The following is a 23,534-nucleotide window of genomic DNA, read 5'->3' on the forward strand; positions in this document are numbered from 1 at the left end:
ACAGGGACGATCGGGCAGGGAGAACGATGTGACCGGGCCGGAGGAAGTCGTCGACGACGACGCGCTGTATGTGCTGACCGCGGTGCTCCTGACGCCGGCGCAGTTCCCGAGCGTGCTCGGTGACGACTTCCCCGCCGCGTGCGCCGCGCTCGGCCTCGACGCGTATGCCGATGGATACGGGCTGGTGCTGGGCCAGGACTCCGGTGGCGCGCGCTGGACCGTGGTGATCGACGATGTCTCGCTGGTCGCCGTCGCCATCGCGTCATGGGACTGCGGTATGGACTACGACCTGTCTCCCCACGAGCGCACGGTGGTCAGCGCTCTGCCGGGCTGGCCACTGGCACTCGCGGTCGCCGCGCCGGGGCTGCCGGAGCCGCATGACCCGGCGCCCGGGGAGTGTGACGGCCGGACTCCCCTCGCCCCGCCGGACAGTGCGGACTGGGGACCCGCGCAGCGGAGGCTGGGAGCCGACGAGATCGCACTCCAGTGGGCCGAGTGGCGTCGGCAGATCGCCGACGAGGTCGCGCTTCCCCAGGCCGGATCGCCCGGGGGTGACGGCGGCCAGGACGTCCACGACGAGCCGGGGCAGCCGCATCCCGGGCTGCGGCGGGCACTGGAGTCGGCCCGCGCCTATGTGGAATCGCCTCCGCCGGTGGGACGGATCCGCTCCGGCTTCGCGCCCGGCGGCGCACGTACACTGCGCGCCGACGGTCCCGGCTGGTCCATGGTCGCCAGAACCGATGACATCGCCTTCTTCCTGCTCGACGAGGAACCCGGCGAGGTGCTGCCCCTGGGCCGCGGGCCCGAGCTGCCGGGACTGCTCGAAGCGCTCGACGCGATGGCCGTCCGGCCGTACTAGGGTGCGGTTCCTCAGTGGATCTCGACGTGTCGAGATCCACTTCACAAGGAGGCGCGATCTGACGAGCGCGCAGTGGGCGAACCCGGAGCCGCTGCTCCCGCTCGGGAGAAGCTCGGACGGCCACCGGTGCACGCCAAGCGGCAGTTGATAGACGGCATACGCCGACGCACCCTCAGTGGTGCTCTCCGGCGGGACGTGCCCCAGCGGTACGGCCCGTGGGGAACGGCCTACGGCCCCTTCCCGCGTTGACAGCGGGACGGCACCTGGCACGGCGTCTTCGAGTAACTCCAGGCCCGGCGGCCGACGCCGAGGAACTGATCACCTCGGACGTCCGGTGGACTCGGCAATCACCCGCGCCCACCAGCATGCGGCCGGTGCCCGCAGAGAGGGGATCTCCAGGCCGATCCGCCCGGTGGCGTCGTCACCGAGCCCGCCGACCACGGGCTCGCGGCGCCCGGGGCGGACTGACGACCACGTTCCACCTGGCGGTCGAGCAGGCCCAGAAGCCGCTGTCACTGCTGATCACGGCCGGGCTACGCGGGTACTCCCCGCGGTTGCAGTGGTCCTGGGGCGTATCCGGGTGCCCGGAATCGGGCCGGGCCGCCGTGCACCCGCCCCGACAGGGTTCGTGTCGGCACGACGTACGGCTCCCGCGCGACACGCGCCTACCTGCGCAAGCGCGGTATCCGCTGTACGATCCCGGAAAGCGCGACCGGATCAGATCGCCGACCGTCAGAGCGCGGTGCCCACGGTGGCCGACCTCCGAAGTCCGCCCCCGAGGCATACAAGGCGAGGCACGCGGTCGAGTCGGTATCAATCGCCTCGAAAGGCACCGGGCCGTGGCCACGAGGTGCGACCTGCTCCCGGTCCTCTATCAGGCGACCGTGCTGGTCGCGGCCATCCACAAATGGCTGTGACCTGTGATCTCTTCGAGACCCGTCCTGGCTAAGGGCTGTCCCGCAATCTCCGGCGGGCGCACGACGACAGCTACGGCACCTCGCTTCGTTGTCGAAACGCCCAAATACGCCCAGTATGCGGGCGCTCCTCCGCCTTGCGATGCACCGCATCTGACGCCGCGCGCTGATCCACCGCCGATTACGGGACAGCCCTTAGACCAGCCACTTTCCGTCTCGCATCAGAGTCCGTCCGGCCATCTCGGATACCGTTCCCCACGCCTGCAGCACCTGCGGGGTGACCTGGAAGAAGACGTATGAGGGGTGGTCCTCGCGAGGGTCCCAGCCGTCCTTGGCGGCGAAGGCGTCGCCAACCTCGGCCGGGAGCTCCTCCCGGGTCAGCATGCGCGCGGTGCCGTGGATCAGGACCACGTCCCGGCTGTGGCCGAAGCTGAGCCGGACCCGGCCCGATGAGCACAGGTTGCGCCCGGTCGGGTTGGTGTCTCGGGTGGACAGCCACACCGCCTCGCCGTCCCACCAGAAGGCCAGCGGAACGAGGCACGGCTCCCCGGTGGCGTCGGCCGTGGCGACCCATACATCGTTGTCCCGCGCGAGCCGTTCAAGTGCCTCGCGCTTGCGCCGCTCGGAGCTACGGGGGCCGCTGGGATGAGTGTCGACTGCCGTCATGGAGGCAGGTTATGGCGTGCGGCGCCCGGCCACATCCGACGGCGGACCTACGTCGCCCGGCGGAGGGCCGTTCTCGAAGGGTCCGGTGCGGTTCCGAGGCTGACCACGGTTCCGGACCGCTGTCGGCGCGAGAGCCATGGGCTGGTCCCGCCCCGAGGCCGCCGGATCACAGGCCGACCGACCGCCTGTCGTCCGCGGAACGGACACCGTGGTCCGGCCGCGCCCTCAGCGGCTGGGCGGCGGCCTCGTCCGGGTGCCTCAGACACCTCGCGCGGGCGCCGCCCGGCGGGACCGCCCGCCGGGGCGGACAGGTCCCGCGATGGGCGGACCGGGGACGGGCGGGCTGCCTCGGCCCGGGCTCAGCGGCCGATCTCCTTGCGGGAGATCCGGCGCAGCCTGCGGCGCTGGCTGGGGTCGAGCGCCAGATACGCCACGGTGGGCACCCCGAGGACGACCAGCAGGGAGAACCAGAAACCGATCAACGGCATCAGAAGAAGGCCGACTGCCACTCCCCCGATGATGATCTTCGTACGTGTCGACATCTCGACGCCTCCTCGCGCGGCCTTGGGCCGTTCCTGCCGTGGGAACGTACGGGGATACCGCACAGTTCCACTATGCGTCGGTCCGCAGCGGTTCGCCGACCTCATGCATATGGTTCAGCGCCTGCCGGTAGGACTCGACGAGCCCGGTTTCCGTGTACGGGATGGAGAGCGACCGGCAGTGGGCGCGTACGAGCGGCTGGGCGAGCCTGAGGTGGGGGCGCGGCATGCTCGGGAAGAGATGGTGCTCGATCTGGTAGTTCAGGCCGCCCAGCAGCCAGTCGGTGAGCGGGCCGCCCCGGACATTGCGTGAGGTCAGGACCTGCCGGCGCAGATGGCCCCAGCGCTCGCCGCTCGCCTCGTCGGGCATCTCCATGCCCTTGTGGTTGGGCGCGAAGGCCATGCCAAGATGAAGCCCGAGCAGCATCTGGTGGACGAGCGCGAAGACCAGGGCCTGCCCGACGGTCATGGTGGTCAGCAGCAGTGCGGCGTACCCGGCGACATGGACGAGCAGGAGCGCGCCCTCCACGCCCCGGTTCCGGGCCCCCCGGCCGGGTCCGCTGCCCTCGCCCGCCGTGCCCCGGGAGAACACGGCACGGAAGCCGTACACCTTGAGCGCGATGCCCTCGAGAGTGGTGAGCGGGAAGAACAGCCATGCCTGGTGGCGGGTGAGCCAGCCGCGGAACCCGGTGCGCCCGACGGCCTGCTTCTGTGTGAACACGAGGATGTCCGCCACGACATCGGGGTCCTTGTCGATGTGATTCGGGTTGGCGTGGTGGCGGTTGTGCTTGTCGTTCCACCACTCCTGGCTCATCCCGAGCAGCAGATTGGCGTGGACGAGCTGGATGATCCGGCTCCTGTTGCGGTTCCCGGTGATCTGCGCGTGCCCCGCGTCATGGCCGAAGAAGGCGGCCCGGGTGGAGAACAGGGCCAGCGGCGGCGCCAGCAGGATCACCCACCACGAGCCTCCGACGAGCGCCATACCGGTGACGACCGCGGCGAGGGCGAGCAGATTGACGGTGATACCGCGCAGGTACCAGCCGGTGCGGTGCTCCAGGAGACCTTGTTCCCTGACGGTCCGCAGCAGAGGGGTGAACTCGCTGCCGGTGTTCCGCGCGGTCGTCTCCGCCCTGGCGGTCGGGACCAGGGGTGGTTCCGTGGCGGGGGCGGCGGTGGCCTGGGGCATGGAAGTCTCCGGTCTTCTGGCCGTGCGCGGTACCCGCGCGACTGCTCTGACCTGAGCAAACGTAGGTTTGCGGGGCCCGGTCGGGGAATGACGCCATCCCCCGGCCCCATCGGGGGCAATCCCACGGCAGGGGGTGTTGCTGAGTACACCCGGGCCCTCAGCGGGGGATCTCGTGAGCCGAATCACAGCGAAGCAGGCCACGCCGGAGCAGGTGAGCGAGTACCCTCGGCGGCTCTCGGTTGCTCCAGTAGTCAAATTTGAGGAAATCGGTCATCGCTGTGCACAGACCCTCCGCGGCACCTTCCCTCCCGGCCGACGGATCCCCTCTTGCCCCCTCGCCGTCCGACACCTCCCCCACAGACCCCCGTACCCGCTCCGCGCCGTCCGCCGGACCTCGGGCCACCCCCGGCAGGTCCCACACGCCGGCCGACGGCCCCCCGGCCGCTCTCAACCGCTGCCAGGCCGTCTTCCTGCCGGGCGATCCGGCCCGCTCCGGCCGGATGGCGTTCTGGCACCCCGGGGCGACCCCACCCGGACTCCCCGGTGCGGCGGCCGGATCCCCGACCGCGTCCGCCGCCACCCCGACCGTGTCCACGGAGCACCTGACCGTGGTCGGGGACGACGTTCGCCCGCACACGGTGCCCGCCCTGGTGATGCCGGTACGGGACGCCCTGCCGTCGCTGACCAGGGCGCGCTTGGACACCGACGCCTCCCCCGCCGTCGCGTTCTGGGGCTCCGCGGCCGTCCTCGCGCTGCAACTGGTGGCCCGGGGGCTGCTGTTGCCCGGACTGAGCCCCTCCGATCACGACGCCTGGCGGGTCGGGCCGCTGACACCCGAGGACGTGGAGCGCATCCGTACGCTCGCCGCGTCGATGCCGCCGGCGGCCCACTGCGTACCGCTCGGCGCACAGCCCGCCATCTCTCCGGACACCCGGGCCGCGGACGGAACCGAGCCCGAACGGGACGGGCCCGTGCTGCTGCCGGAGCCCGAGCGGCTGCTGCGGTCGTTCCTGGACGCCGTCGCGGACTGTCTGCCGCGTTCGCCCGCGGCCCCGATCGCGGCGGGCGGCCCCGCCTTCGCGGCCCGCGAGCCGATGCGCCTGCCCGCCCGACGGGCCTGGGCGGCCGATATCGCCGCCGGTCACGACGCCGGTGTCCGGCTCTCCCTGCGTATCGAACTCACCGGCACCGGGGCGGGCGACGTCCTTTCCGAGTACGCGGACAACGGGACCGGACCGGCCGGCACCGGGACCGGGCGCCTCGGGGCGGACGCACAGGACACCCCCGGCGAAGCGGCCCCGGGATTCCGGGCCGTCCTCCAGATGCACAGCGTCAGCGATCCGGGCGTGATCGCCGACGCCGCCGACGTCTGGGCGGGCGGCGGCCGGAAGGCGGCCCCGGGAGCCGGCTTCGGGCCGCGCGCCCGCTTGGACGCGCTGCTCGCGCTGCGCCGTGCCGCGCGGGCGTGGACTCCGCTCACCCCCCTCCTCCAGGCCGCGGTTCCCGACGCCGTCGAACTCGTCGACGAGGAGACCGCCGAGCTGCTCGGCGACGCCGGCCGCGCCCTCGCGACGAGCGGTATGCAGATCCACTGGCCCAGGCAACTGGCGCACCGGCTCACCGCGCGCGCCGTGATCGGCCCGCCGGGGGACGACTCCGGCACCGCCGACGAGTCGGGGCTGCCGTCGTTCCTGTCGGCGGACGCGCTGCTGGCCTTCAACTGGTCGTTCGCGCTGGGCGGCCGACAGCTGACCCGTACGGAACTGGACCGGCTCGCCGAGGCGAACCGTCCCCTCGTCCGGCTGCGCGACCAGTGGGTCCTCGTCGATCCGGAGGAGGTCGGGCGCGCCCGCGCGAGCCGGGACCGGAAACTGTCCCCGATGGAGGCCCTGGGCGCCGTACTGACCGGCTCGGCCGAGGTCGACGGCCGGCGGGTGGACGTCGGGGCCTCGGGCTGGGTGGCCCGGCTGCGCGACCGGCTCGCCGACCCCGAGGGCGGCGCCCAGGAGATCGGCCCGCCCGCCGCACTCGCCGCCACCCTGCGCGACTACCAGCTGCGCGGGCTGAACTGGCTCAACCGGATGACCTCCCTCGGCCTCGGCGGCTGTCTCGCCGACGACATGGGACTCGGCAAGACGATCACGCTCATCGCGCTCCATCTGCACCGGCAGACCGACCCGTCGGCCGCGGGCCCCACCCTGGTCGTCTGCCCGACGTCGCTGATGGGCAACTGGCAGCGGGAGATCGAGAAGTTCGCGCCCGGGACGGCAGTACGCCGCTTCCACGGCGCGTCCCGCGATCTGGAGGGCCTCGGCGAGGGAGCGGCCGGCGAGTTCGTCCTCACCACGTACGGCACCATGCGGCTCGACGCCGCCCGGCTCGGCGAGATCGCGTGGGGCATGGTCGTCGCCGACGAGGCGCAGCACGTCAAGAACCCGTACTCCGCGACGGCCCGGCAGCTCCGCACCATCGGCGCCAGGGCGCGCGTGGCCCTGACCGGCACACCGGTGGAGAACAATCTGTCCGAGCTGTGGGCGATCCTCGACTGGACCACCCCCGGACTGCTCGGCCGCCTCGCCGGTTTCCGTACGCGATACGCCCGTGCGGTCGAGGGCGGCGATCCGGCGGCGGCCCAGCGGCTGGCCGCGCTGGTGCGGCCGTTCCTGCTGCGCCGGCGCAAGTCCGATCCCGGCATCGCGCCCGAACTGCCGCCGAAGACCGAGACCGACCGGACCGTCTCCCTGACCGTCGAACAGACCGGCCTGTACGAGGCGGTGGTACGGGAGACCCTGGACGCCATCGCGGCTGCCGACGGGATGGAACGGCGCGGTCTCGTGATGAAACTCCTCACCGCGCTCAAGCAGATCTGCAACCACCCGGCGCAGTATCTGAAGGAGGAGCGGCCGAGGATCCCGGACCGCTCGGGCAAGCTGGAACTGCTGGACGAACTCCTCGACACGATCCTGGCCGAGGAGGCGAGTGTGCTCGTCTTCACGCAGTACGTACAGATGGCGCGGTTGCTGGAGCGGCATCTGTCGGCACGCGGTGTCCGGACGCAGCTGCTGCACGGAGGTACTCCGGTCGCGGAGCGCGAGGCGATGGTGAACCGGTTCCAGGACGGTGAGGTTCCGGTGTTTCTGCTGTCGCTGAAGGCCGCGGGCACCGGGCTCAATCTCACCCGTGCCGGCCATGTCGTGCACTTCGACCGCTGGTGGAATCCGGCCGTCGAGGCGCAGGCCACCGACCGGGCCTACCGCATCGGCCAGACCCAGCCGGTGCAGGTCCACCGGCTGATCGCCGAGGGGACCATCGAGGACCGGATCGCCGGAATGCTGGCACGCAAGCGGGAGCTGGCGGACTCGGTGCTCGGCTCCGGCGAGGCGGCGCTGACGGAACTGACGGACGCGGAGCTGGCGGAGCTGGTGGAACTTCGAGGGGGCGGGGCACGGTGAACGATCACTTCGACGAGGACGACACGCTGACCGAGTACGGCGAACCGGGCGAGGACGGCGAGCTGAGCGGAGACGGAGACGACGGTCGCGGAGGGTTCGACGGTCCTGAGGGGGCCGACGGCCCGGACGGACACCACGGTTTCCGGGGGGACGACGAGAAGACGTTCGCGGCGCTGCCCCCCGTCCACGGCCGGGGTTTCGCCCGGTCGTGGTGGGGCCAGAGCTGGCTCAAGGCCCTGGAGGACACGGCTCTCGACCTGGCACAACTGAAGAAGGGCCGCCGGCACGCGCGGGAGGGCTCGGTGGGAGCGGTGTCGGTTCGTCCGGGCCGGATCACCGCGGTCGTCCGGGACCGGGACGGCACCGGGCAGCGCTGCGATGTGCTGTTGCAGGAGCTGACCGATACGGAGTGGGACCGTTTCCTCGACATGGCCGTGGACCGGGCGGAGCACATCGCCGCGCTGCTGGACCGGGAGATGCCCCCGCATCTGGTCGAGGACGCGGCGACCGCGGGTGTCGAACTCCTGCCGGGGATCGGGGACCTGGAGCCCGAGTGCGGCTGCGGTGCCTGGGACCTGTGTCCGCACACGGCGGCCCTGTGCTACACGGTGGCACGGCTGCTCGACGAGGACCCGTTCGTGCTGCTGCTGATGCGGGGGCGCGGTGAACGGCGCCTGCTGGACGAACTCCAGGCGCGCAGTGTGTCGCGGGCGGCCGTCGGCGCGCCCGAGGAAGTGCCGGTGCCGGAGGGGGTGCCCGCCGAAGAGGTCTTCGCGGCGGCGGCCGTCCTGCCCGCGCTGCCTCCTCCCCCGCCGCTGCCGGACGCGCCGGGGCAGCCGCCCTCACTGGACACGGAGGCCGACCCGGCGCCGGGCATCGATCCGGACGCCCTGGAGTTCCTGGCCTCGGACGCGGCCGTACGGGCGCACCGGCTGCTCGCCGAGGCGCTCGCACCGGACCACGGCCGGCAGCCCGTGGAAGCGGTGCTGACGCCGGACCAGGACGCGGTGCGGATGGCGGCCTCGGTTCCCGGGCCGGTGATCGCGGGCCGTCTCGCGGGGGGCACCGGACGGCAGCGGACCGAGCTGGAGCTCGCCGTACGCGCCTGGAACACGGGCGGTCCGGCCGCGCTCACCGTACTCGACGACACCTGGGCACCCGGCCCGGAGGCGCTCGCGCGCGCGTCGGCCGTGCTGGACGGTGCCTGGGAGGAGGCGGACCGGCCCCGGCTGCGGGCGTCCGGCGCAGGCCGGTGGACGGTGGTGGGAGCGGACGCGCAGTTGCGCCTCGGCGGCGACGGCCGCTGGTGGCCGTACCGCAAGGAGAAGGGCCGGTGGGCCCCGGCAGGCCCCGCGGACCACGACCCGGCGGCCGCGCTGGCCGGGGTGGTGGCCGGGAGCGAGTGACCGCGCGGACGCCGTGCCGACCGGCCGGGGGCCGAGCGCCGGTTATGCCCGCGCCGCTCCGACCGAAGGGGTGCCGGTACGGACGTGGCTGGCGGCACTCGGTGGCGGAGCCCCGTCCGGGCTGCCTCGGGATGAGCGCCGCGGTGTGTCCTGGCGTTCGCGCCGGGGCACCACCCGGCTGGTCTCGGAGCCTGAGAGCGGCGCGGAGACCGCGCGTGTGTGTCCGTGCCGACCGGTCGGGGGCCGCGTGTGTCCGTGCTGACCGGTCGAGGGCCGGTGGCCTGGTGTGCGTCCCGGGCCGCGACGGACGGATGCCCGGACGACCGGCCGCTCGCCGCTGGTCGGCCCCGTATCCGGGCCGCCTCGGGCCATGGCCGGGGTGTCCCGGTGTGCACGCCGGGGCACGGCCCCCAGCCGCGGTCGCGGGGGTGGGGCCGGAAGCAACGGAGCACGCACGGGCATCCGTACGAGCGAGCCGGGTGCCGATGACCGGGTGCGTCCGCACGGCTCCGGCCCAGGCGCTGCCGCCGCGAACCGGCTGCCGCCCACGGTGGTGGACCGGGTACGGAGACGGACGCGGCCCGGCCGGGTACTCGCGGACAGTTCCGCGGCGCCGTTCCGGTCCGCCCAATTCGCCGCTGTCCCGCGCAAATTGATGTGTCATCAACTCTTTCCCCGGGCTTCCGCCGGACGCGTCACAGTCGTACCGTGGACCCGCTCGGGCCGGACCGGTCGGGACCGGCTCACGCCTCCCGCCGGACCGGCCCGGGACCAGATCGCGCGCGGCGCCGGAAGCCGGAGTGCTCAGCGTCCTGGCACCGGAAAGACCCTCGCCCGAACGGGGCGCGAAGCGCCGCCGGCTCGTCCCGGAGGCCCCGTCGACGTCATCGGCTCGTCCCGGGAGGCCCCGCCACGGCCCGCGCGGCTCCGTCTGGGCCGGTCGGGCGAAAATCCGGCCCCTGCGTGCGACACCGGCGTCGTCCGCACCGCGCCGACGCGGGGAGGGACCGCCCGCGCGAGATCCTCGGGGCGGCCTCCGCGCCGATACGGAGGGCTGTTCCGCTCCCCGCTTCCGAACCCCGCCAGGAGACGCCCGATGGACCGCAGAAGACTGCTCCGGGGTGCCGCAGCGGCTGCCGCCGCCGGTGTGCCGCTGACGACGGCCCGTGCGTGGGCCGCCGGCAGCCCGGGCCCCGAGCGCGCCACCGCCCGTGACACGGCCCGGGCCAGGGCGGATGTCGACCATCCCGGCGCCCTCTGGATGCCCGCCACACCGGACAACTACACGGAGGCCGAACGTCCATCCGGATATCGCGTCGACTTCGTCGTCGTCCACGTCACCCAGGAGACCTTCGCCGACACCGTCGCCATCTTCCGGGATCCGGCGCGAGCGGTGTCCGCGCACTATGTGGTCCGCTCGGCGGACGGACAGATCGCCCAGTGCGTACGGGAGCGGAACATCGGCTGGCACGCGGGCAACTGGGACTACAACACCCGCAGCATCGGCATCGAGCACGAGGGCTGGATCGACCGGCCCGCCTACTTCACCGGCGCGCTCTACGAGAAGTCGGCGGCGCTGACCGCCGCGATCTGCGACCGGTACGCGATTCCCCGGGACCGTGCGCACATCATCGGCCACCAAGAGGTACCGGGTTCCACCCATGCCGACCCCGGTCCGCACTGGGACTGGGAGCGCTATCTCCGTCTCGTGAGCGCCTCCTGAACGCCGGATCCTGCGCACAGAGTCACCCGAAACGTTTCTGAAGGTTCCTCAAACGCTTGTCGCGCCCGCCCGCCTGGGTCACGATATGGGCCTGGGAGGCGAGTTGAGCGACGCATGGGTGGCTCTGGAGCCGGGCGTGGATCCGGCGGAGCGGATCGCCGCGCTCCGCCGTGCGCACGACGCGTATCTGACCGCGGGCAGGGTCGAGCGGCCGGTGCGTTCCGTGGTGGCCGACTCCTGGCGCCGCTCGTCCCGTGCACGGGTGGGCCCGGAGACCACGGTGGGTGTCGAACTGGACGACGACGCGCTCACCGCGTACCGCGAGAGCCATCCGCTGGCGCGGGTGATGCCGCTGGTCCGGGAGCTGATGGGCGCCTATGCGACGGACGGCGAGCATCTGGTGGCGGTCTGCGACGCGCTCGGCCGGCTGCTGTGGGTGGAGGGCCCGCTCACCACCCGCCGCAAGGCCGAGGCCATGAACTTCGTGCCCGGCGCCCGCTGGGCCGAGTCGGTCGCCGGGACGAACGCGCCCGGTACGGCGATCACGGTGAACCGGCCCGTACAGGTGTTCGCGGCCGAGCACTTCTGCCGTCCGGTGCAGGCATGGACCTGTGCGGCCGCCCCGATCCACGATCCGGCGACCGGGAGGGTCCTCGGCGCGGTGGACATCACGGGCGGTGACCGGCTCGCCCATCCGCACAGCCTCGCCTTCGTCGCGGCGGTGGCGCGGGCCGCCGAGTCCCAGCTCGCGCTGCTCGCGCCCGCGCCCGCGGCGGGGAGCGTGCAGTTATCCGCGCTGGGCCGGGACGAGGCGCTGCTGGTCGTGGACGGGCGCAAACTGCGTCTGAGCCGGCGCCACAGCGAGATACTGGTCCTCCTCACACACCGTCCGGAGGGCGCCGGCGGTGACGAACTGCTGACGGAGCTGTACGAGGACGAGTCGGTCACCCCGGTCACCCTGCGGGCGGAGCTGTCCCGGCTGCGCGGTCTCCTCGGCTCCGAGCTGCTGCGCTCCCGGCCGTACCGGATCGCCGCCCAGGTCGACACGGACTTCGACACGGTGGCGCGGCGGCTGGCCTCTGGCGCCGTCACGGGCGCGCTCAGCGCGTACACCGGCCCGCTGCTGCCCGCGTCGGGCGCCCCCGCCGTGATACGGCTGCGCCGCCGGCTGGAGGACCAGCTGAGGGCCGCCCTGATCGCCCGCGGCGATCCCGGACTGCTGGCCGACTGGGCGTACAGCCCCTGGGGCGAGGACGATCTGCGCGTCTGGCGTGCGCTGGCGTCCGTGCTCCCCGCCTCCCAGCGCCCGGCCGCGCTGGCGCGGGTGCGGGAGATCGACGCCTGGCAGAGCCGGTGACGGCTTCCGGACGCCGGTGTGCGGCCGGGCGTACGACGCCTCACGGCCGTCCGGCGCCGGGGGACGGCTCGGCGTCCCGGCCGTCCAGGGCCCCGTGACCGCACGCACGGCGACCGGGTGGGTGCAGGGCGCCGTCACCGCACAGCGGACAGGCGGTCCGGGCCGCCGTCATTACACCGCCGAGGCCCGGCCCGGGGCCGCCGTCACCACGCGGACGACCTCTCCCGCACTGCGCTCGGCGCGCGGAGTACTTACTGTCGGCTGATGGAGTACCGGGCGCCTTCCGGGTCAGAAGACCGGGTGCCCGAGTGTCCGAGACCGGAGGAGTCACGCATGCCGGAGCTGTTCATCGGAGGCCGCTGGACCTCAGCGCTCGACGGGCAGGTGCGGGAGATCCGCTGCCCCGCCGACGGCACACTCGTCGCGACCGTCGACGAGGCCGGCCCGAAGGACGCGGCCGCCGCGATCGCCGCCGCCCGTGACGCGTTCGACCGCGGGCCGTGGCCGCACACCCCGGCCGCAGAGCGCGGGAGACTGCTGCTGCGGGTGGCGGAACTGCTGGAACGGGACAAGGACACGTTCGCGCGGGCGGAGTCCCTGGACACGGGGAAACGGCTCGTCGAGAGCGAGTACGACATGGACGACATCGCGCGCTGCTTCCGCTACTTCGGCGAACTGACGGCCTCGGGCAACGGGGGCCGGATCGTCGACACGGGGAACCCGGAGGCGGACAGCCGGGTGGTGCACGAACCGGTGGGCGTCTGCGCGCTGATCACCCCGTGGAACTATCCGCTGCTCCAGACCGCGTGGAAGGTCGCCCCGGCGCTCGGCGCGGGCAACACCTTCGTCCTCAAGCCCAGTGAGCTGACCCCGCACACCGCCGTCCTGCTGATGCGGACGCTGACCGAGGCGGGGCTGCCCGGCGGGGTCGCCAATCTGGTCCTCGGCCCGGGCCCCACCGCGGGTGCCCCGCTCACCGAGGACCCGCGCGTGGACCTGGTGTCCTTCACGGGCGGGCTGCTCACGGGCCGCCGGATCATGGCGGCGGCGGCCCCGACGGTGAAGAAGGTCGCGCTGGAGCTGGGCGGGAAGAACCCGAACATCGTGTTCGCGGACGCCGACTTCGACACCGCGGTCGACTACGCCCTCACCGCCGTCTTCCTCCACTCCGGCCAGGTCTGCTCGGCGGGCGCGCGGCTGCTCGTCGAGGACGGGCTGCACGACCGGTTCGTGGAGGCGGTGGTGGCGGGAGCCGGGGAGATCCGGCTGGGCGGCCCGTTCGACCGGAACGCCAGATCCGGGCCGCTGATCTCGGCGGCGCACCGGGAGAAGGTCGAGGCGTATGTGGCGGCCGGGATCGCCGAGGGCGCGGTGCTGCGCTGCGGTGGCGGGCGCCCGGACGATCCCGGTCTGCGGGACGGCTTCTACTATCTGCCGACCGTGCTCGACGAGTGCGCGCCGGACATGTCGGTGGTGCGGGACGAGTCGTTCGGTCCGGTGCTGACGGTCGAACGGTTCCGGGACGAGGAGGAGGCCGTCGCGCTCGCCAACGACACCGTGTACGGGCTGGCCGGGGCGGTCTGGTCCCAGGACGTGGGGCGTGCCCACCGGGTGGCGTCCCGGCTGCGGGCGGGCACCGTATGGATCAACGACTTCCATCCGTACGTCCCGCAGGCGGAGTGGGGCGGGATGAAACAGTCCGGCTTCGGGCGGGAGCTGGGCCCCTCGGGCCTGGCCGAGTACCAGGAGTCCAAACACATCTGGCGTAATCTCGCCCCGCGTCCTCAGCGGTGGTTCTCTTGAGCGGCCATGACGGCGCCGGCGCCCGGAAGACCGCCGGCCCCGGGGAGCCGGGGGACCGGGAGCGGCGGGGCCGTGAGGACGACGAGGCGCTCGGCGCACTGGGCTACCGGCCGGAGCTGAAACGCACCCTCGGCAACTTCCACACGTTCGCCGCCGGGATCAGCTATATCTCCATCCTGACCGGCACCTTCCAGCTGTTCTACTTCGGGGTCGCGTTCGGCGGGCCCGCCTACTGGTGGTCGTGGCCGCTGGTGTTCGCCGGTCAGCTGATGGTGGCCCTCTGCTTCTGTGAGCTGGCCGCCCGCTATCCGGTCGCCGGTTCGGTCTACAACTGGGCCAAGAGCATGGGCGGACCCCATGTGGGCTGGCTCGGCGGCTGGATGATGCTGACGGCCACCATGGTGACGCTGGCGGCCGTGGCCCTCGCGTACCAGATCACGCTGCCGCAGATCGACGACTGGTTCCAGTTCGTCGGGGACGGCTCGGGTGGCTCGGATGCCGCGAAGAACGCCGTCCTGCTCGGCTCGGTCCTGATCCTGTTCTCCACACTGGTCAACGCCTTCGGGGTCAAGCTGATGGCCCGGATCAACTCGGCGGGCGTCTTCATCGAACTGATCGCCGCCGTCACCCTGGTGGTCCTGCTGGCGGCACACATCACCCGCGGCCCGAGCGAGGTCCTCACCGACACCTACGGGCTGGGCGGCGACTACAGCCTCGGCTACTTCGGCGCGTTCCTGACGGCGTCGCTGGCCTCGGCGTATGTCATGTACGGGTTCGACACGGCGTCCTCCCTGGGCGAGGAGTCGCACGACCCGAGCCGCAACGCACCCCGGGCCATTCTGCGCGCGCTGATCGCGTCCTTCCTCATCGGCGGGCTGATCCTGCTGTTCGCCCTGATGGCGGTGCCGGATCTGGCCGCGAAGGAGCTGTCGACGGGCGGTCTCCAGTACGTCGTCCTGGAGACCCTGGGCCCGACGGTCGGCGAGCTGGTGCTGTGGTGCGTCGTCATCGCCATCACGGTCTGTGTGCTCGCGGTCCAGGCCGCCGGCATCCGGCTGATGTTCGCGATGGCCCGCGACAACAACCTCCCGGCCGGGTCGCATCTCGCCCGGGTGAGCCCGCGCTTCCGGACTCCGGTGGTGCCCGCCGTGGTCATAGGCATCGTGGGTGTGGTCATCCTGGTGATCAACATCAATCAGCCGCAGATCTTCTCGGTGATCACCAGTATCGCCATCATCATGATCTATCTGGCCTATCTGCTGGTCACCGTGCCGATGCTGATCCGGCGGCTGCGCGGCACCTGGCAGCCGGCCGAGGGCAAGTTCTCGCTCGGCCGCTTCGGACTGCCCGTCAACGTCCTCGCGGTGCTGTGGGGGGCGGCGATGTCGCTCAACCTCGCCTGGCCGCGCGCCGAGGTCTACAACGCGACGGGCCCCCAGCACTGGTATCTGCGCTGGGGGGCCTTCCTGTTCATCGGTGTCGTCGCGCTCGGCGGCTTCGCCTACTACTGGTTCGTGCAGCGGCACCGTACCGGCGTGCTGGAGGAGCACCGCGCACTCGCACCGGGGGCCTCCGCGTCCCCGGAGCCCCCCGAAGCCACCCTGCCCTCCGTCTGAGGCGACCTCCGTCCGGAGCGCCGTCCGTCCGAGCAGCCGTCCGTCCGAGGCGTTCCCCACCCGTCCGGTCCCTTTCACCGGACACCCGCGATCCCGTTTCAGGAGACACGATGCCCTCACAGAGCAACCCTGGCGACGAGTACGACTATGTGGTGGTCGGCGGCGGTACGGCGGGAGCCGTCATCGCCGCCCGCCTGTCCGAGGACCCCGGGGTCAGCGTGTGCGTACTGGAGGCGGGGCCGTCCGACGTCGGCGACGAGAGCGTGCTGCGGCTCGACCGGTGGATGGAGCTGCTGGAGTCGGGCTACGACTGGGACTACCCGGTCGAGCCGCAGGAGCGCGGCAACAGCTTTATGCGGCACGCCCGCGCCAAGGTCCTCGGAGGCTGCTCGTCGCACAACTCCTGTATCGCGTTCTGGGCCCCGGCCGAGGATCTCGACGAGTGGGCGGCCCTGGGCGCCACCGGCTGGAGCGCCGATGAGTGCTTCCCGCTCTACCGGCGGCTGGAGACCAACGACGCGCCCGGCGCGCACCACGGCCGCTCGGGCCCGGTCACCATCCGGACCGTGCCGCCGAACGACCCGTGCGGCGCAGCGCTGCTGGAGGCGTGCGCGGCGGCGGGCATCCCGGCCACCCCGTTCAACAGCGGTACGACGGTGGTGCGGGGCGCCCACTGGTTCCAGATCAACGCCCTGCCCGACGGCACCCGCTGCTCGGCGTCGGTCGCCTATCTGCATCCCGTGATGGGCGGCCGGCCCGGGCTCGATGTACGGACCGGGCTTCAGGCCAAGCGGCTGCTGTTCTCCGCCGACGGGCGGTGCGAGGGTGTGGAGTATCTGGAGCCGGACACCATTCACAGCGGCTCGGTACGGGCCCGGCGCGAGGTGATCGTCAGCTGCGGGGCCATCGACTCCCCGAAGCTGCTGATGCTGTCGGGCATCGGGCCGGCGGAACATCTGCGGGAGACCGGGGTGGAGGTCCGGGTCGACTCCCCCGGTGTCGGCTCCCACCTCCAGGACCACCCGGAGGGGGTGATCATGTGGGAGGCGAAGCGCCCCATGGTCACCTCGTCCACCCAGTGGTGGGAGATCGGTATCTTCACCGGCACCGAACCCGGTCTCGACCGGCCGGATCTGATGTTCCACTACGGCTCGGTGCCGTTCGACATGAACACCTACCGGCGCGGCTATCCGACCTCCGAGAACGCGTTCTGCCTCACCCCGAATGTGACCCGCGCGCGGTCGACGGGCACGGTACGGCTGCGGACGCGGGACTTCCGTGACAAGCCCAAGGTCGATCCCCGCTACTTCACCCATGAGCACGACGTCCGCGTGATGACCTACGGGCTGCGGCTGGCTCGCGAGATCGTGGCGCAGTCCCCCATGGCGGGGTGGGCCGGCCGGGAGCTGGCCCCGGGCCCGGCGCTCACCTCGGACGACGAACTGTTCTCGTACATCCGGGAGACCCACAACACGGTCTACCACCCCGCGGGAACGGTACGCATGGGCGCGGCCGGCGACTCCGCCTCACCGCTCGACCCTCAGCTGCGGGTGAAGGGGGTCCGGGGGCTGCGGGTGGCGGACGCCTCGGTGATGCCGTTTCTGCCCGCGGTCAACCCGTGCATCACCACGATGATGATCGGCGAGAAGTGCGCGGACATGATCCGTACGGGCTGAACCGGACTGGACCGAACCGGACCGAACCCTACGGGTGGAAACGGACCTGACCCGTACAGGCTGAGCCCGGCACGCGTCGGACGCGAAGTCCCCCGCCGGCGGCTTCCGCCGGGGCGACGCCCGAGGAGCGGGGCACCCGGGGTGCCCCGCCCCCGTGGGATCAGGATCCGCCGGATGACAGCTCCGAGCGGATCTCGCGGGCCGCGGCGACCAGGTTCTCCAGCGAAGCACGCGTCTCCGCCCAGCCGCGGGTCTTCAGGCCGCAGTCGGGATTGACCCACAGGCGTTCCGCGGGGATGGCCTCCAGCCCCGTGCGCAGCAGGGCGGCGGCCTCCCCGGCGCTGGGGACCCGCGGGGAGTGGATGTCGTAGACACCCGGTCCGGCCTCGCGCGGATAGGCGTGGGCGGCGAGTTCACGGGCGATCTGCATATGGGACCGGGCCGCCTCCAGGCTGATGACATCGGCGTCGAGATCGTCGATGGCGTCGACGATGTCACCGAACTCCGCGTAGCACATATGAGTGTGGATCTGGGTGCCCGGGCGCGCGCCGCCGGTGCTGAGGCGGAAGGACTCGGTGGCCCAGGCGAGGTACCGGGCGCGGTCGGCGGTACGCAGCGGAAGGGTTTCCCGCAGGGCGGGCTCGTCGACCTGGACGACCGCGATGCCCGCCGCTTCGAGGTCGGTCACCTCGTCGCGGAGAGCGAGGGCGACCTGGCGGGCGGTGTCGCCCGGCGGCTGGTCGTCGCGGACGAAGGACCAGGCGAGCATGGTGACCGGGCCGGTGAGCATGCCCTTGACGGGCCGTCCGGTGAGCGACTGGGCGTAGGAGGTCCAGCGGACCGTCATCGGCTGCGGCCGGGAGATGTCACCCGCCAGGATCGGCGGGCGCACACAGCGGGTGCCGTACGACTGGACCCAGCCGTGCCGGGTGGCGACACAGCCCGTGAGCTGCTCGGCGAAGTACTGCACCATGTCGTTGCGTTCGGGTTCGCCGTGGACGAGGACGTCGATGCCCGCCTTCTCCTGGAAGGCGACGACCTCCCGGATCTCGTCCTTGATCCGCTCCTCGTATCCGGCGGTGTCGATGCGTCCGGCCCGCAGATCGGCGCGCGCGGTCCGCAGTCCGGCCGTCTGCGGGAAGGAGCCGATGGTGGTGGTCGGCAGGAGGGGCAGGCCGAGGCGGGCGCGCTGGGCGGCGGCCCGCTGGACATAGGACTCCGGGCGGCGGCCGTCGGCGGCGGTGACGGAGGCGGTACGGGCCCGGACGGCCGGGTCGGAGGTGAGGGCCGATTCCGCGCGGGAGGCCAGGGCGGCCCGGTTGGCGGCGAGTTCGGCGGCAATGGCGCCGGTTCCCTCACTCAGTCCGCGGGCGAGGGTGACGATCTCGCGGGCCTTCTGGCGGGCGAAGGACAGCCAGCGGGCGATCCCGGGGTCGATCTCCCGTTCGACCTCGGCGTCGAGCGGGACATGCAGGAGGGAACAGGAGGCGGAGACGTCGACCCGGTCCGCGAGCCCGAGGAGCGTGCCGAGGGTCGCGAGGGACTTCTCGTGCCGGTCGATCCAGATGTTGCGGCCGTTGACCACCCCCGCGACCAGGCGCTTGCCGGGCAGTCCGCCGGCGGCGGCCAGGTCGTCGAGATTGGCGGCCGCCCGTTCGGTGAAGTCGAGGGCCAGCCCGTCGACGGGGGCCTTGGCGAGAACGGGCAGGGCATCGCCGAGCCGGTCGAAGTACGAGGCGACCAGCAGTTTGGGCCGCTCGGAGAGGCCCCCGAGGTCCCGGTAGGCGCGGGCGGTGGCGTTCAGCTCGGCCGGGGTGCGGTCCTGGACGAGGGCGGGCTCGTCGAGCTGGACCCATGCGGCTCCCGCGGCCCGCAGATCGGCCAGGATCTCCGCGTACACGGGCAGCAGCCGGTCCAGCAGGGTGAGCGGTTCGAATCCGGCGGCGACGCCGGGGGCGGGCTTGGCCAGCAGGAGATAGGTCACGGGACCGACGAGAACCGGGCGGGCGGTGTGGCCGAGTGCGAGGGCTTCCTCCAGCTCGGCGACCTGCTTGGTGGCATCGGCGGTGAAGCGGGTGTCGGGGCCGAGTTCCGGGACGAGGTAGTGGTAGTTGGTGTCGAACCACTTGGTCATCTCCAGGGGCGCCACGTCCTCGGTGCCCCGCGCCATGGCGAAGTAGCCGTCGAGCGCGTCGGCCGAGAAGGCTTCGCGGTGCCGGGCCGGGACCGCGCCGACCATGACGCTGGTGTCCAGGACGTGGTCGTAGTACGAGAAGTCCCCGGTGGGCACCTCGTCGATGCCCGCGTCGGCCAGCTGCCGCCAGTTCGTCCTGCGCAGCGCGGTCGCGGTCTCCCGGAGGGCGGCGGCGGTGACGCGTCCCCTCCAGTAGCCCTCGACGGCCTTCTTCAGTTCCCGGTTCTGGCCCTGGCGGGGGTAGCCGTACACGGTGGACCGCGCTGTCGCGGCCGCGGGCTTGGCTGTCACGGAACTCTCCTTCGCGAGTGTGTCTCCGTATGTCCCGGGACGGCACGCGAACGCGAAGGCTGAGCGAATCCCGTGGACCGGATGCGCACCATGGGTGCGATCGTCCACCGGACAAGCACGCCGACCCGCCCACGAGGTCACCGGGATCTCCGCGCACGGTCGTCCGTACACGGGCAGCAGGCAGGTCTTCGGACTCGCGGGCACGTCTCGACGGGCGAAACACCTACTGGCCGTCGCTTCCCGGACCCGTCGTGGATCCAGTGCGTATGACGGCGGTCGTTCCCGCTCACCGCTGCGGGGCAGTCCCGGATTCCCACCGGGTTCCCTCTTGCGACGCGCCTGCCTGGCGGGCAGGGCGAACCGGCTGCGTCCGCCAGCCTAGTCCTGTGATCGGAAACGTTCACCGCTGTTCACCATCCGGACCTCGTCAGGAGACGGGAGACAGGAGGCGCGGGGGCGGGAGACGGCGGGCGGGAGTCACGTGACGGGGGACGGCGGGCCGAGGGAGCGGCCGGACGGGGACGCGCGGAGACTCGCGTTCCCCCTGCGCGCCGGGCGCCGCCCGGGGCACCCCCGGAACCCCGGGTGCCACTCGCGCTTGTGTACGGAGCCCTTCCCGGACCTCGCATCACCCGTACGGTCCTTTCCGTCCGGCTCCTGGACAACGGCGGGCTTCCCGGGGGCATCCTGGCCCTCCAGGGGGATCCCGGGACCGGGACCGCCGGGCCGGGTGGCGTCACCGGAAGGCACGGGTGGCCGGAGTGGAGCCGGGCCCGGTTCCCCGACGGCCGAGCGGTCGAGCGGTCGGCGGTCGGCGGTCGGCGGTCGGGAGGATCCTCACCGAGTCGTGCGAAGGAGAACAGTTTGCGGAGCCTGACCTTTGTCGTCGGTACGGGGCGCAGCGGATCGACCGCTCTGTCCCAGATCGTCAACCGGCATCCGGACGTCCTCAGCCTCAATGAGCTGCTGGCCTCGGTGGGCAGGGCGGGACTCCCGCCGGAACGGCTCGACGGCGGCCGGTTCTGGCAGTTACTCGCCCGGCCCAACCCGCTCTTCGACACCATGATCCGCAGCGGGCTCCCCCTGCCGGAGTTCCTGTATCCGCTGCGGCCCGGGCGGTTCTCGGCCGGGACCACGGGCATTCCCGCGCTCTGTCTGACGGTGCTCCCCCATCTGACCGACGCACCCGACGCGCTGTTCGACGACCTCGGGAACGAGGTCACCCGGTGGCCGATGCGGACCGCCGCCGGACACTACGAGGCACTCTTCGACACCCTGTGCACACGGTTCGGCCGCAGTGCCGTGGTCGAGCGCTCGGGATACTCCACCCACTGGGTCCCGCGGCTGCGTGCGGCCTTCCCCCGCGCGAAGTTCGTCCATCTCTTCCGGGACGGCCCCGACTGCGCCCTGTCGATGAGCCGCCATACGGGGTTCCGGCTGATCCTCCTCCTGAGGGAGATCATCGCCCGGACGGGGGTCGCCGATCCGGCCGCGCTGACCGAGGACGACGTGCGGTCGCTGCCCCCGGAACTGTCGGGACTGCTCGGGGACCCCATCGATCCCGCCCTGGTCCACGGCCGCGAGCTGCCGATCGGGGACTTCGGCGCCCTGTGGTCCCAGCTCGTCGTCGAGGGCGTGGAACTGCTCGGCGCGGTGCCCCCGGACCGGCGTACCACGCTCGCCTACGAGCACCTGCTCGACCGTCCCCGCGACGAGCTGGCCCGCCTCGCGGAGTTCATCGGCGTCGCACCCGACCCCGGGTGGCTGGACACCGGATGCGCCCTCCTCGACGGCACCCGCCGGGGAGCCTCCCGGCGGCTGTCGCCGGAGCACCTCGCCGTGCTGGAGGACCGGTGCGCCCCCGGAGCACGGGCACTCGCCCTCCAGTAGCACGAGTCCGCCGACGGCGCCCCTGCCCAGGTACGGTCCCGCGGAACCGGAACCGGAACCGGAACCGGAACCGGGCGGGGGCGGGCACGACGACCGTGTGCCACGGGCGCCGTACCCCGGTGGGCACTGGGCGGCCCCGCCGAGCGTCGGAGGCCGGGCACCTGGCCGGCGTACTGACACCTGCCGCTCGCTACGGCGCCGGAGCACGGGCGGCGGGAGGGCGGCCCTGCGCCCGGCCGGGACGTCCTGCCCGCCGGGGCACCGGCCGGGCCGTCCGCCGGGATCAGACCGCGGGCGCCGGGTAGGTCGGGTACTCCACCCCGGACACGTACTGGACGACACGGATGACCTGGCAGGAGTAGCCGAACTCGTTGTCGTACCACAGGTAGAGGATCGCGTCGTCGCCCTCGACCTTGGTGGCGCCCGCGTCGACGATCGAGGCGTGGCGCGAGCCGATGAAGTCGCTGGACACCGCGTCGGGAGCGCTGGTGAAGTCGATCTGGCGCTTGAGCGGCGAGGTGAGGGACACCTTGCGGAGGTGGTCGAGGACCTCCTCGCGGGTGGTCTCGCGCGCGAGGCGCAGATTGAGGATCGCGATCGAGACGTTCGGCACCGGGACCCGGATCGAGCTGCCGGTGATCCTCGCCTTCAGATCGGGCAGCGCCTTGGCGACGGCGGAGGCGGCGCCGGTCTCGGTGATGACCATGTTGAGCGGCGCCGAGCGGCCGCGGCGGTCGGACGAGTGGTAATTGTCCAGCAGGTTCTGGTCGTTGGTGAACGAGTGGACGGTCTCCACATGGCCGCGCAGGACACCGTACTCGTCCGCCATCGCCTTCAGCGGCGGGACAATCGCGTTGGTGGTGCAGGAGGCGCAGGACAGGATCCGCTCGTCCGGCTTGATCATGTCGTGGTTGACGCCATGGACGACATTGGGGACGTCGCCCTTGCCGGGCGCGGTCAGGACGACCTTGGCGATACCGGGGCGCAGATGCTTCGACAGGCCCTCGCGGTCGCGCCATTTGCCGGTGTTGTCGATCAGGATGGCGTCCTTGATGCCGTACGCCGTGTAGTCCACCGACGTCGGGTCGTCGGAGTAGATCACCTGGATCTCGTTGCCATTGGCGATGATCTTGTTGTTGGCCTCGTCCACGGCGATCGTGCCCTGGAACTGGCCGTGGATGGAGTCGCGGCGCAGCAGCGAGGCGCGCTTGACGATGTCCTGGCCGGCGCCCTTGCGGACGACGATGGCGCGCAGCCGCAGGCCGTTGCCGGAGCCGGCCTTCTCGATGAGCAGACGGGCGAGGAGGCGGCCGATGCGGCCGAATCCGTAGAGGACGACGTCACGGGGCTCGCGGCGCTCGATCTTGCCGGCACCGGTGGCGCCGGCGACGGCCTCGGCGGTGAACTCGGCCACCGGGAGACCGCGGTCGTCGCTCCGGTACATCGCGGCGAGCATGCCGATGTCGATCTGGGACGGGCCGAGATCGAGAGTGGTCAGCGCCTGGAGGAACGGCATCGTGTCGGTGACCGAGAGTTCCTCACCCGCGATCTGCCGGGCGAACCGGTGGGTCTTGAGAATGCTGACCACCGACTTGTTCACCAAGGAGCGGCTGTGGAGCAGGACGGTGACATCCCGCTCCCGGTGGAGCTTCCCGACTATGGGGATCATCGATTCCGCGATTTCCTCGCGGTTCTTCCAGTTGGTGAACGAGTCCTCGTTGACAGTCACAGGTCCATCTTTCGAGCTAGGGAGCGCTCATATGCTAACCCGGCACCGTTCGGCTCCCGCCTGCGGTGCCGTCCGAGCGGTGCCCCTGCCCTGACGGTGCGGACCTCGCGCTGCGGGGGCCCGACCGGCGGCCCTTTCCCTGGTGGCGTTCCCGCCGTCCCGTACGGGCCCGGGGCGTGCTCACCGGACCGGGGCCGCTCCCCGGTCCCGGCCGTGCCCTGATACACGACGAC

15 protein-coding genes and 1 riboswitch are annotated in these 23,534 nt (G+C 72.2%); of the genes, 10 read left to right on the forward strand and 5 right to left on the reverse strand.

Annotated elements, in window-relative coordinates:
- Positions 1-28: 28 nt before the first annotated feature.
- Together ACIBCM_RS31330 and ACIBCM_RS31335 are read left to right on the forward strand one after the other, a co-directional pair.
- Entirely contained in the window at positions 29-859 is an 831-nt protein-coding gene (locus ACIBCM_RS31330) for a hypothetical protein (RefSeq protein ID WP_399249163.1), read from the forward strand.
- Positions 860-985: 126 nt separating this feature from the next.
- Positions 986-1,108 carry a hypothetical protein gene (locus ACIBCM_RS31335; protein ID WP_399249221.1) on the forward strand — a complete coding sequence of 41 codons (123 nt, stop codon included), beginning with the start codon at positions 986-988 and terminating at the stop codon, positions 1,106-1,108.
- Between the two features lie 860 nt (positions 1,109-1,968).
- Here the strand turns inward: ACIBCM_RS31335 and ACIBCM_RS31340 are convergent.
- The 3 genes from ACIBCM_RS31340 to ACIBCM_RS31350 form a co-directional block, all read right to left on the reverse strand.
- Positions 1,969-2,439 carry a pyridoxamine 5'-phosphate oxidase family protein gene (locus ACIBCM_RS31340; RefSeq protein WP_399249165.1) on the reverse strand — a complete coding sequence of 157 codons (471 nt, stop codon included), beginning with the start codon at positions 2,437-2,439 and terminating at the stop codon, positions 1,969-1,971.
- Positions 2,440-2,798: 359 nt separating this feature from the next.
- Positions 2,799-2,981 (reverse strand): hypothetical protein, encoded by a 183-nt coding sequence (locus ACIBCM_RS31345; RefSeq protein WP_399249167.1) that lies wholly within the window; start codon positions 2,979-2,981, stop codon positions 2,799-2,801.
- Between the two features lie 70 nt (positions 2,982-3,051).
- On the reverse strand, positions 3,052-4,164 hold the full coding sequence (locus ACIBCM_RS31350) for a fatty acid desaturase family protein (RefSeq protein WP_399249169.1): 1,113 nt from the start codon (positions 4,162-4,164) through the stop codon (positions 3,052-3,054).
- 500 nt (positions 4,165-4,664) lie between these two features.
- Between ACIBCM_RS31350 and ACIBCM_RS31355 the strand changes: the two genes are divergently transcribed.
- The 7 genes from ACIBCM_RS31355 to ACIBCM_RS31385 all read left to right on the forward strand — a co-directional run bounded on the left by ACIBCM_RS31355 (position 4,665) and on the right by ACIBCM_RS31385 (position 17,197).
- Entirely contained in the window at positions 4,665-7,616 is a 2,952-nt protein-coding gene (locus tag ACIBCM_RS31355) for a DEAD/DEAH box helicase (RefSeq protein ID WP_399249171.1), read from the forward strand.
- Complete coding sequence (locus ACIBCM_RS31360) at positions 7,613-9,022, forward strand: SWF or SNF family helicase (RefSeq protein ID WP_399249173.1); 1,410 nt, start codon at positions 7,613-7,615, stop codon at positions 9,020-9,022. Before ACIBCM_RS31355 ends, ACIBCM_RS31360 begins: the two co-directional genes overlap by 4 nt.
- Before the next feature lie 1,096 nt (positions 9,023-10,118).
- On the forward strand, positions 10,119-10,745 hold the full coding sequence (locus ACIBCM_RS31365; RefSeq protein ID WP_399249175.1) for an N-acetylmuramoyl-L-alanine amidase: 627 nt from the start codon (positions 10,119-10,121) through the stop codon (positions 10,743-10,745).
- A 103-nt stretch (positions 10,746-10,848) separates the two neighbouring features.
- A complete protein-coding gene (locus tag ACIBCM_RS31370) occupies positions 10,849-12,102 on the forward strand; it encodes a GAF domain-containing protein (protein ID WP_399249177.1) in 1,254 nt (417 codons plus the stop codon).
- A 333-nt stretch (positions 12,103-12,435) separates the two neighbouring features.
- Positions 12,436-13,905: an aldehyde dehydrogenase family protein gene (locus ACIBCM_RS31375; protein WP_399249179.1), complete on the forward strand. Its 1,470-nt coding sequence runs from the start codon at positions 12,436-12,438 to the stop codon at positions 13,903-13,905.
- Positions 13,902-15,521, forward strand: a complete 1,620-nt coding sequence (locus ACIBCM_RS31380; protein ID WP_399249181.1) for an APC family permease — start codon at positions 13,902-13,904, stop codon at positions 15,519-15,521. The genes ACIBCM_RS31375 and ACIBCM_RS31380 overlap by 4 nt, the downstream gene beginning before the upstream one ends.
- Positions 15,522-15,631: 110 nt before the next feature.
- Positions 15,632-17,197 carry a GMC family oxidoreductase gene (locus ACIBCM_RS31385; protein WP_399249183.1) on the forward strand — a complete coding sequence of 522 codons (1,566 nt, stop codon included), beginning with the start codon at positions 15,632-15,634 and terminating at the stop codon, positions 17,195-17,197.
- 160 nt (positions 17,198-17,357) lie between these two features.
- Here ACIBCM_RS31385 and metE read toward each other — a convergent pair whose 3' ends face one another.
- A complete protein-coding gene (metE, locus tag ACIBCM_RS31390; RefSeq protein ID WP_399249185.1) occupies positions 17,358-19,682 on the reverse strand; it encodes a 5-methyltetrahydropteroyltriglutamate--homocysteine S-methyltransferase in 2,325 nt (774 codons plus the stop codon).
- Between the two features lie 161 nt (positions 19,683-19,843).
- Positions 19,844-20,044, reverse strand: a riboswitch (cobalamin riboswitch).
- A 502-nt stretch (positions 20,045-20,546) separates the two neighbouring features.
- Here metE and ACIBCM_RS31395 point away from each other — a divergent pair.
- On the forward strand, positions 20,547-21,572 hold the full coding sequence (locus ACIBCM_RS31395) for a sulfotransferase (protein WP_399249187.1): 1,026 nt from the start codon (positions 20,547-20,549) through the stop codon (positions 21,570-21,572).
- 283 nt (positions 21,573-21,855) lie between these two features.
- Here ACIBCM_RS31395 and ACIBCM_RS31400 read toward each other — a convergent pair whose 3' ends face one another.
- On the reverse strand, positions 21,856-23,301 hold the full coding sequence (locus ACIBCM_RS31400) for a glyceraldehyde-3-phosphate dehydrogenase (RefSeq protein ID WP_399249189.1): 1,446 nt from the start codon (positions 23,299-23,301) through the stop codon (positions 21,856-21,858).
- Positions 23,302-23,534: the final 233 nt, after the last annotated feature.

This window comes from Streptomyces sp. NPDC051018 (assembly GCF_044456085.1).
Taxonomy (GTDB): Bacteria; Actinomycetota; Actinomycetes; order Streptomycetales; family Streptomycetaceae; genus Streptomyces.

Bases quoted from the DNA above. Each gene is read 5' to 3' on its own strand.
- ACIBCM_RS31385 (WP_399249183.1), top strand. From the start codon at position 15,632: ATGCCCTCACAGAGCAACCCTGGCGACGAGTACGACTATGTGGTGGTC.
- ACIBCM_RS31350 (WP_399249169.1), bottom strand. From the start codon at position 4,164: ATGCCCCAGGCCACCGCCGCCCCCGCCACGGAACCACCCCTGGTCCCG.
- ACIBCM_RS31355 (WP_399249171.1), top strand. From the start codon at position 4,665: ATGGCGTTCTGGCACCCCGGGGCGACCCCACCCGGACTCCCCGGTGCG.
- ACIBCM_RS31375 (WP_399249179.1), top strand. From the start codon at position 12,436: ATGCCGGAGCTGTTCATCGGAGGCCGCTGGACCTCAGCGCTCGACGGG.
- ACIBCM_RS31340 (WP_399249165.1), bottom strand. From the start codon at position 2,439: ATGACGGCAGTCGACACTCATCCCAGCGGCCCCCGTAGCTCCGAGCGG.
- ACIBCM_RS31345 (WP_399249167.1), bottom strand. From the start codon at position 2,981: ATGTCGACACGTACGAAGATCATCATCGGGGGAGTGGCAGTCGGCCTT.
- ACIBCM_RS31365 (WP_399249175.1), top strand. From the start codon at position 10,119: ATGGACCGCAGAAGACTGCTCCGGGGTGCCGCAGCGGCTGCCGCCGCC.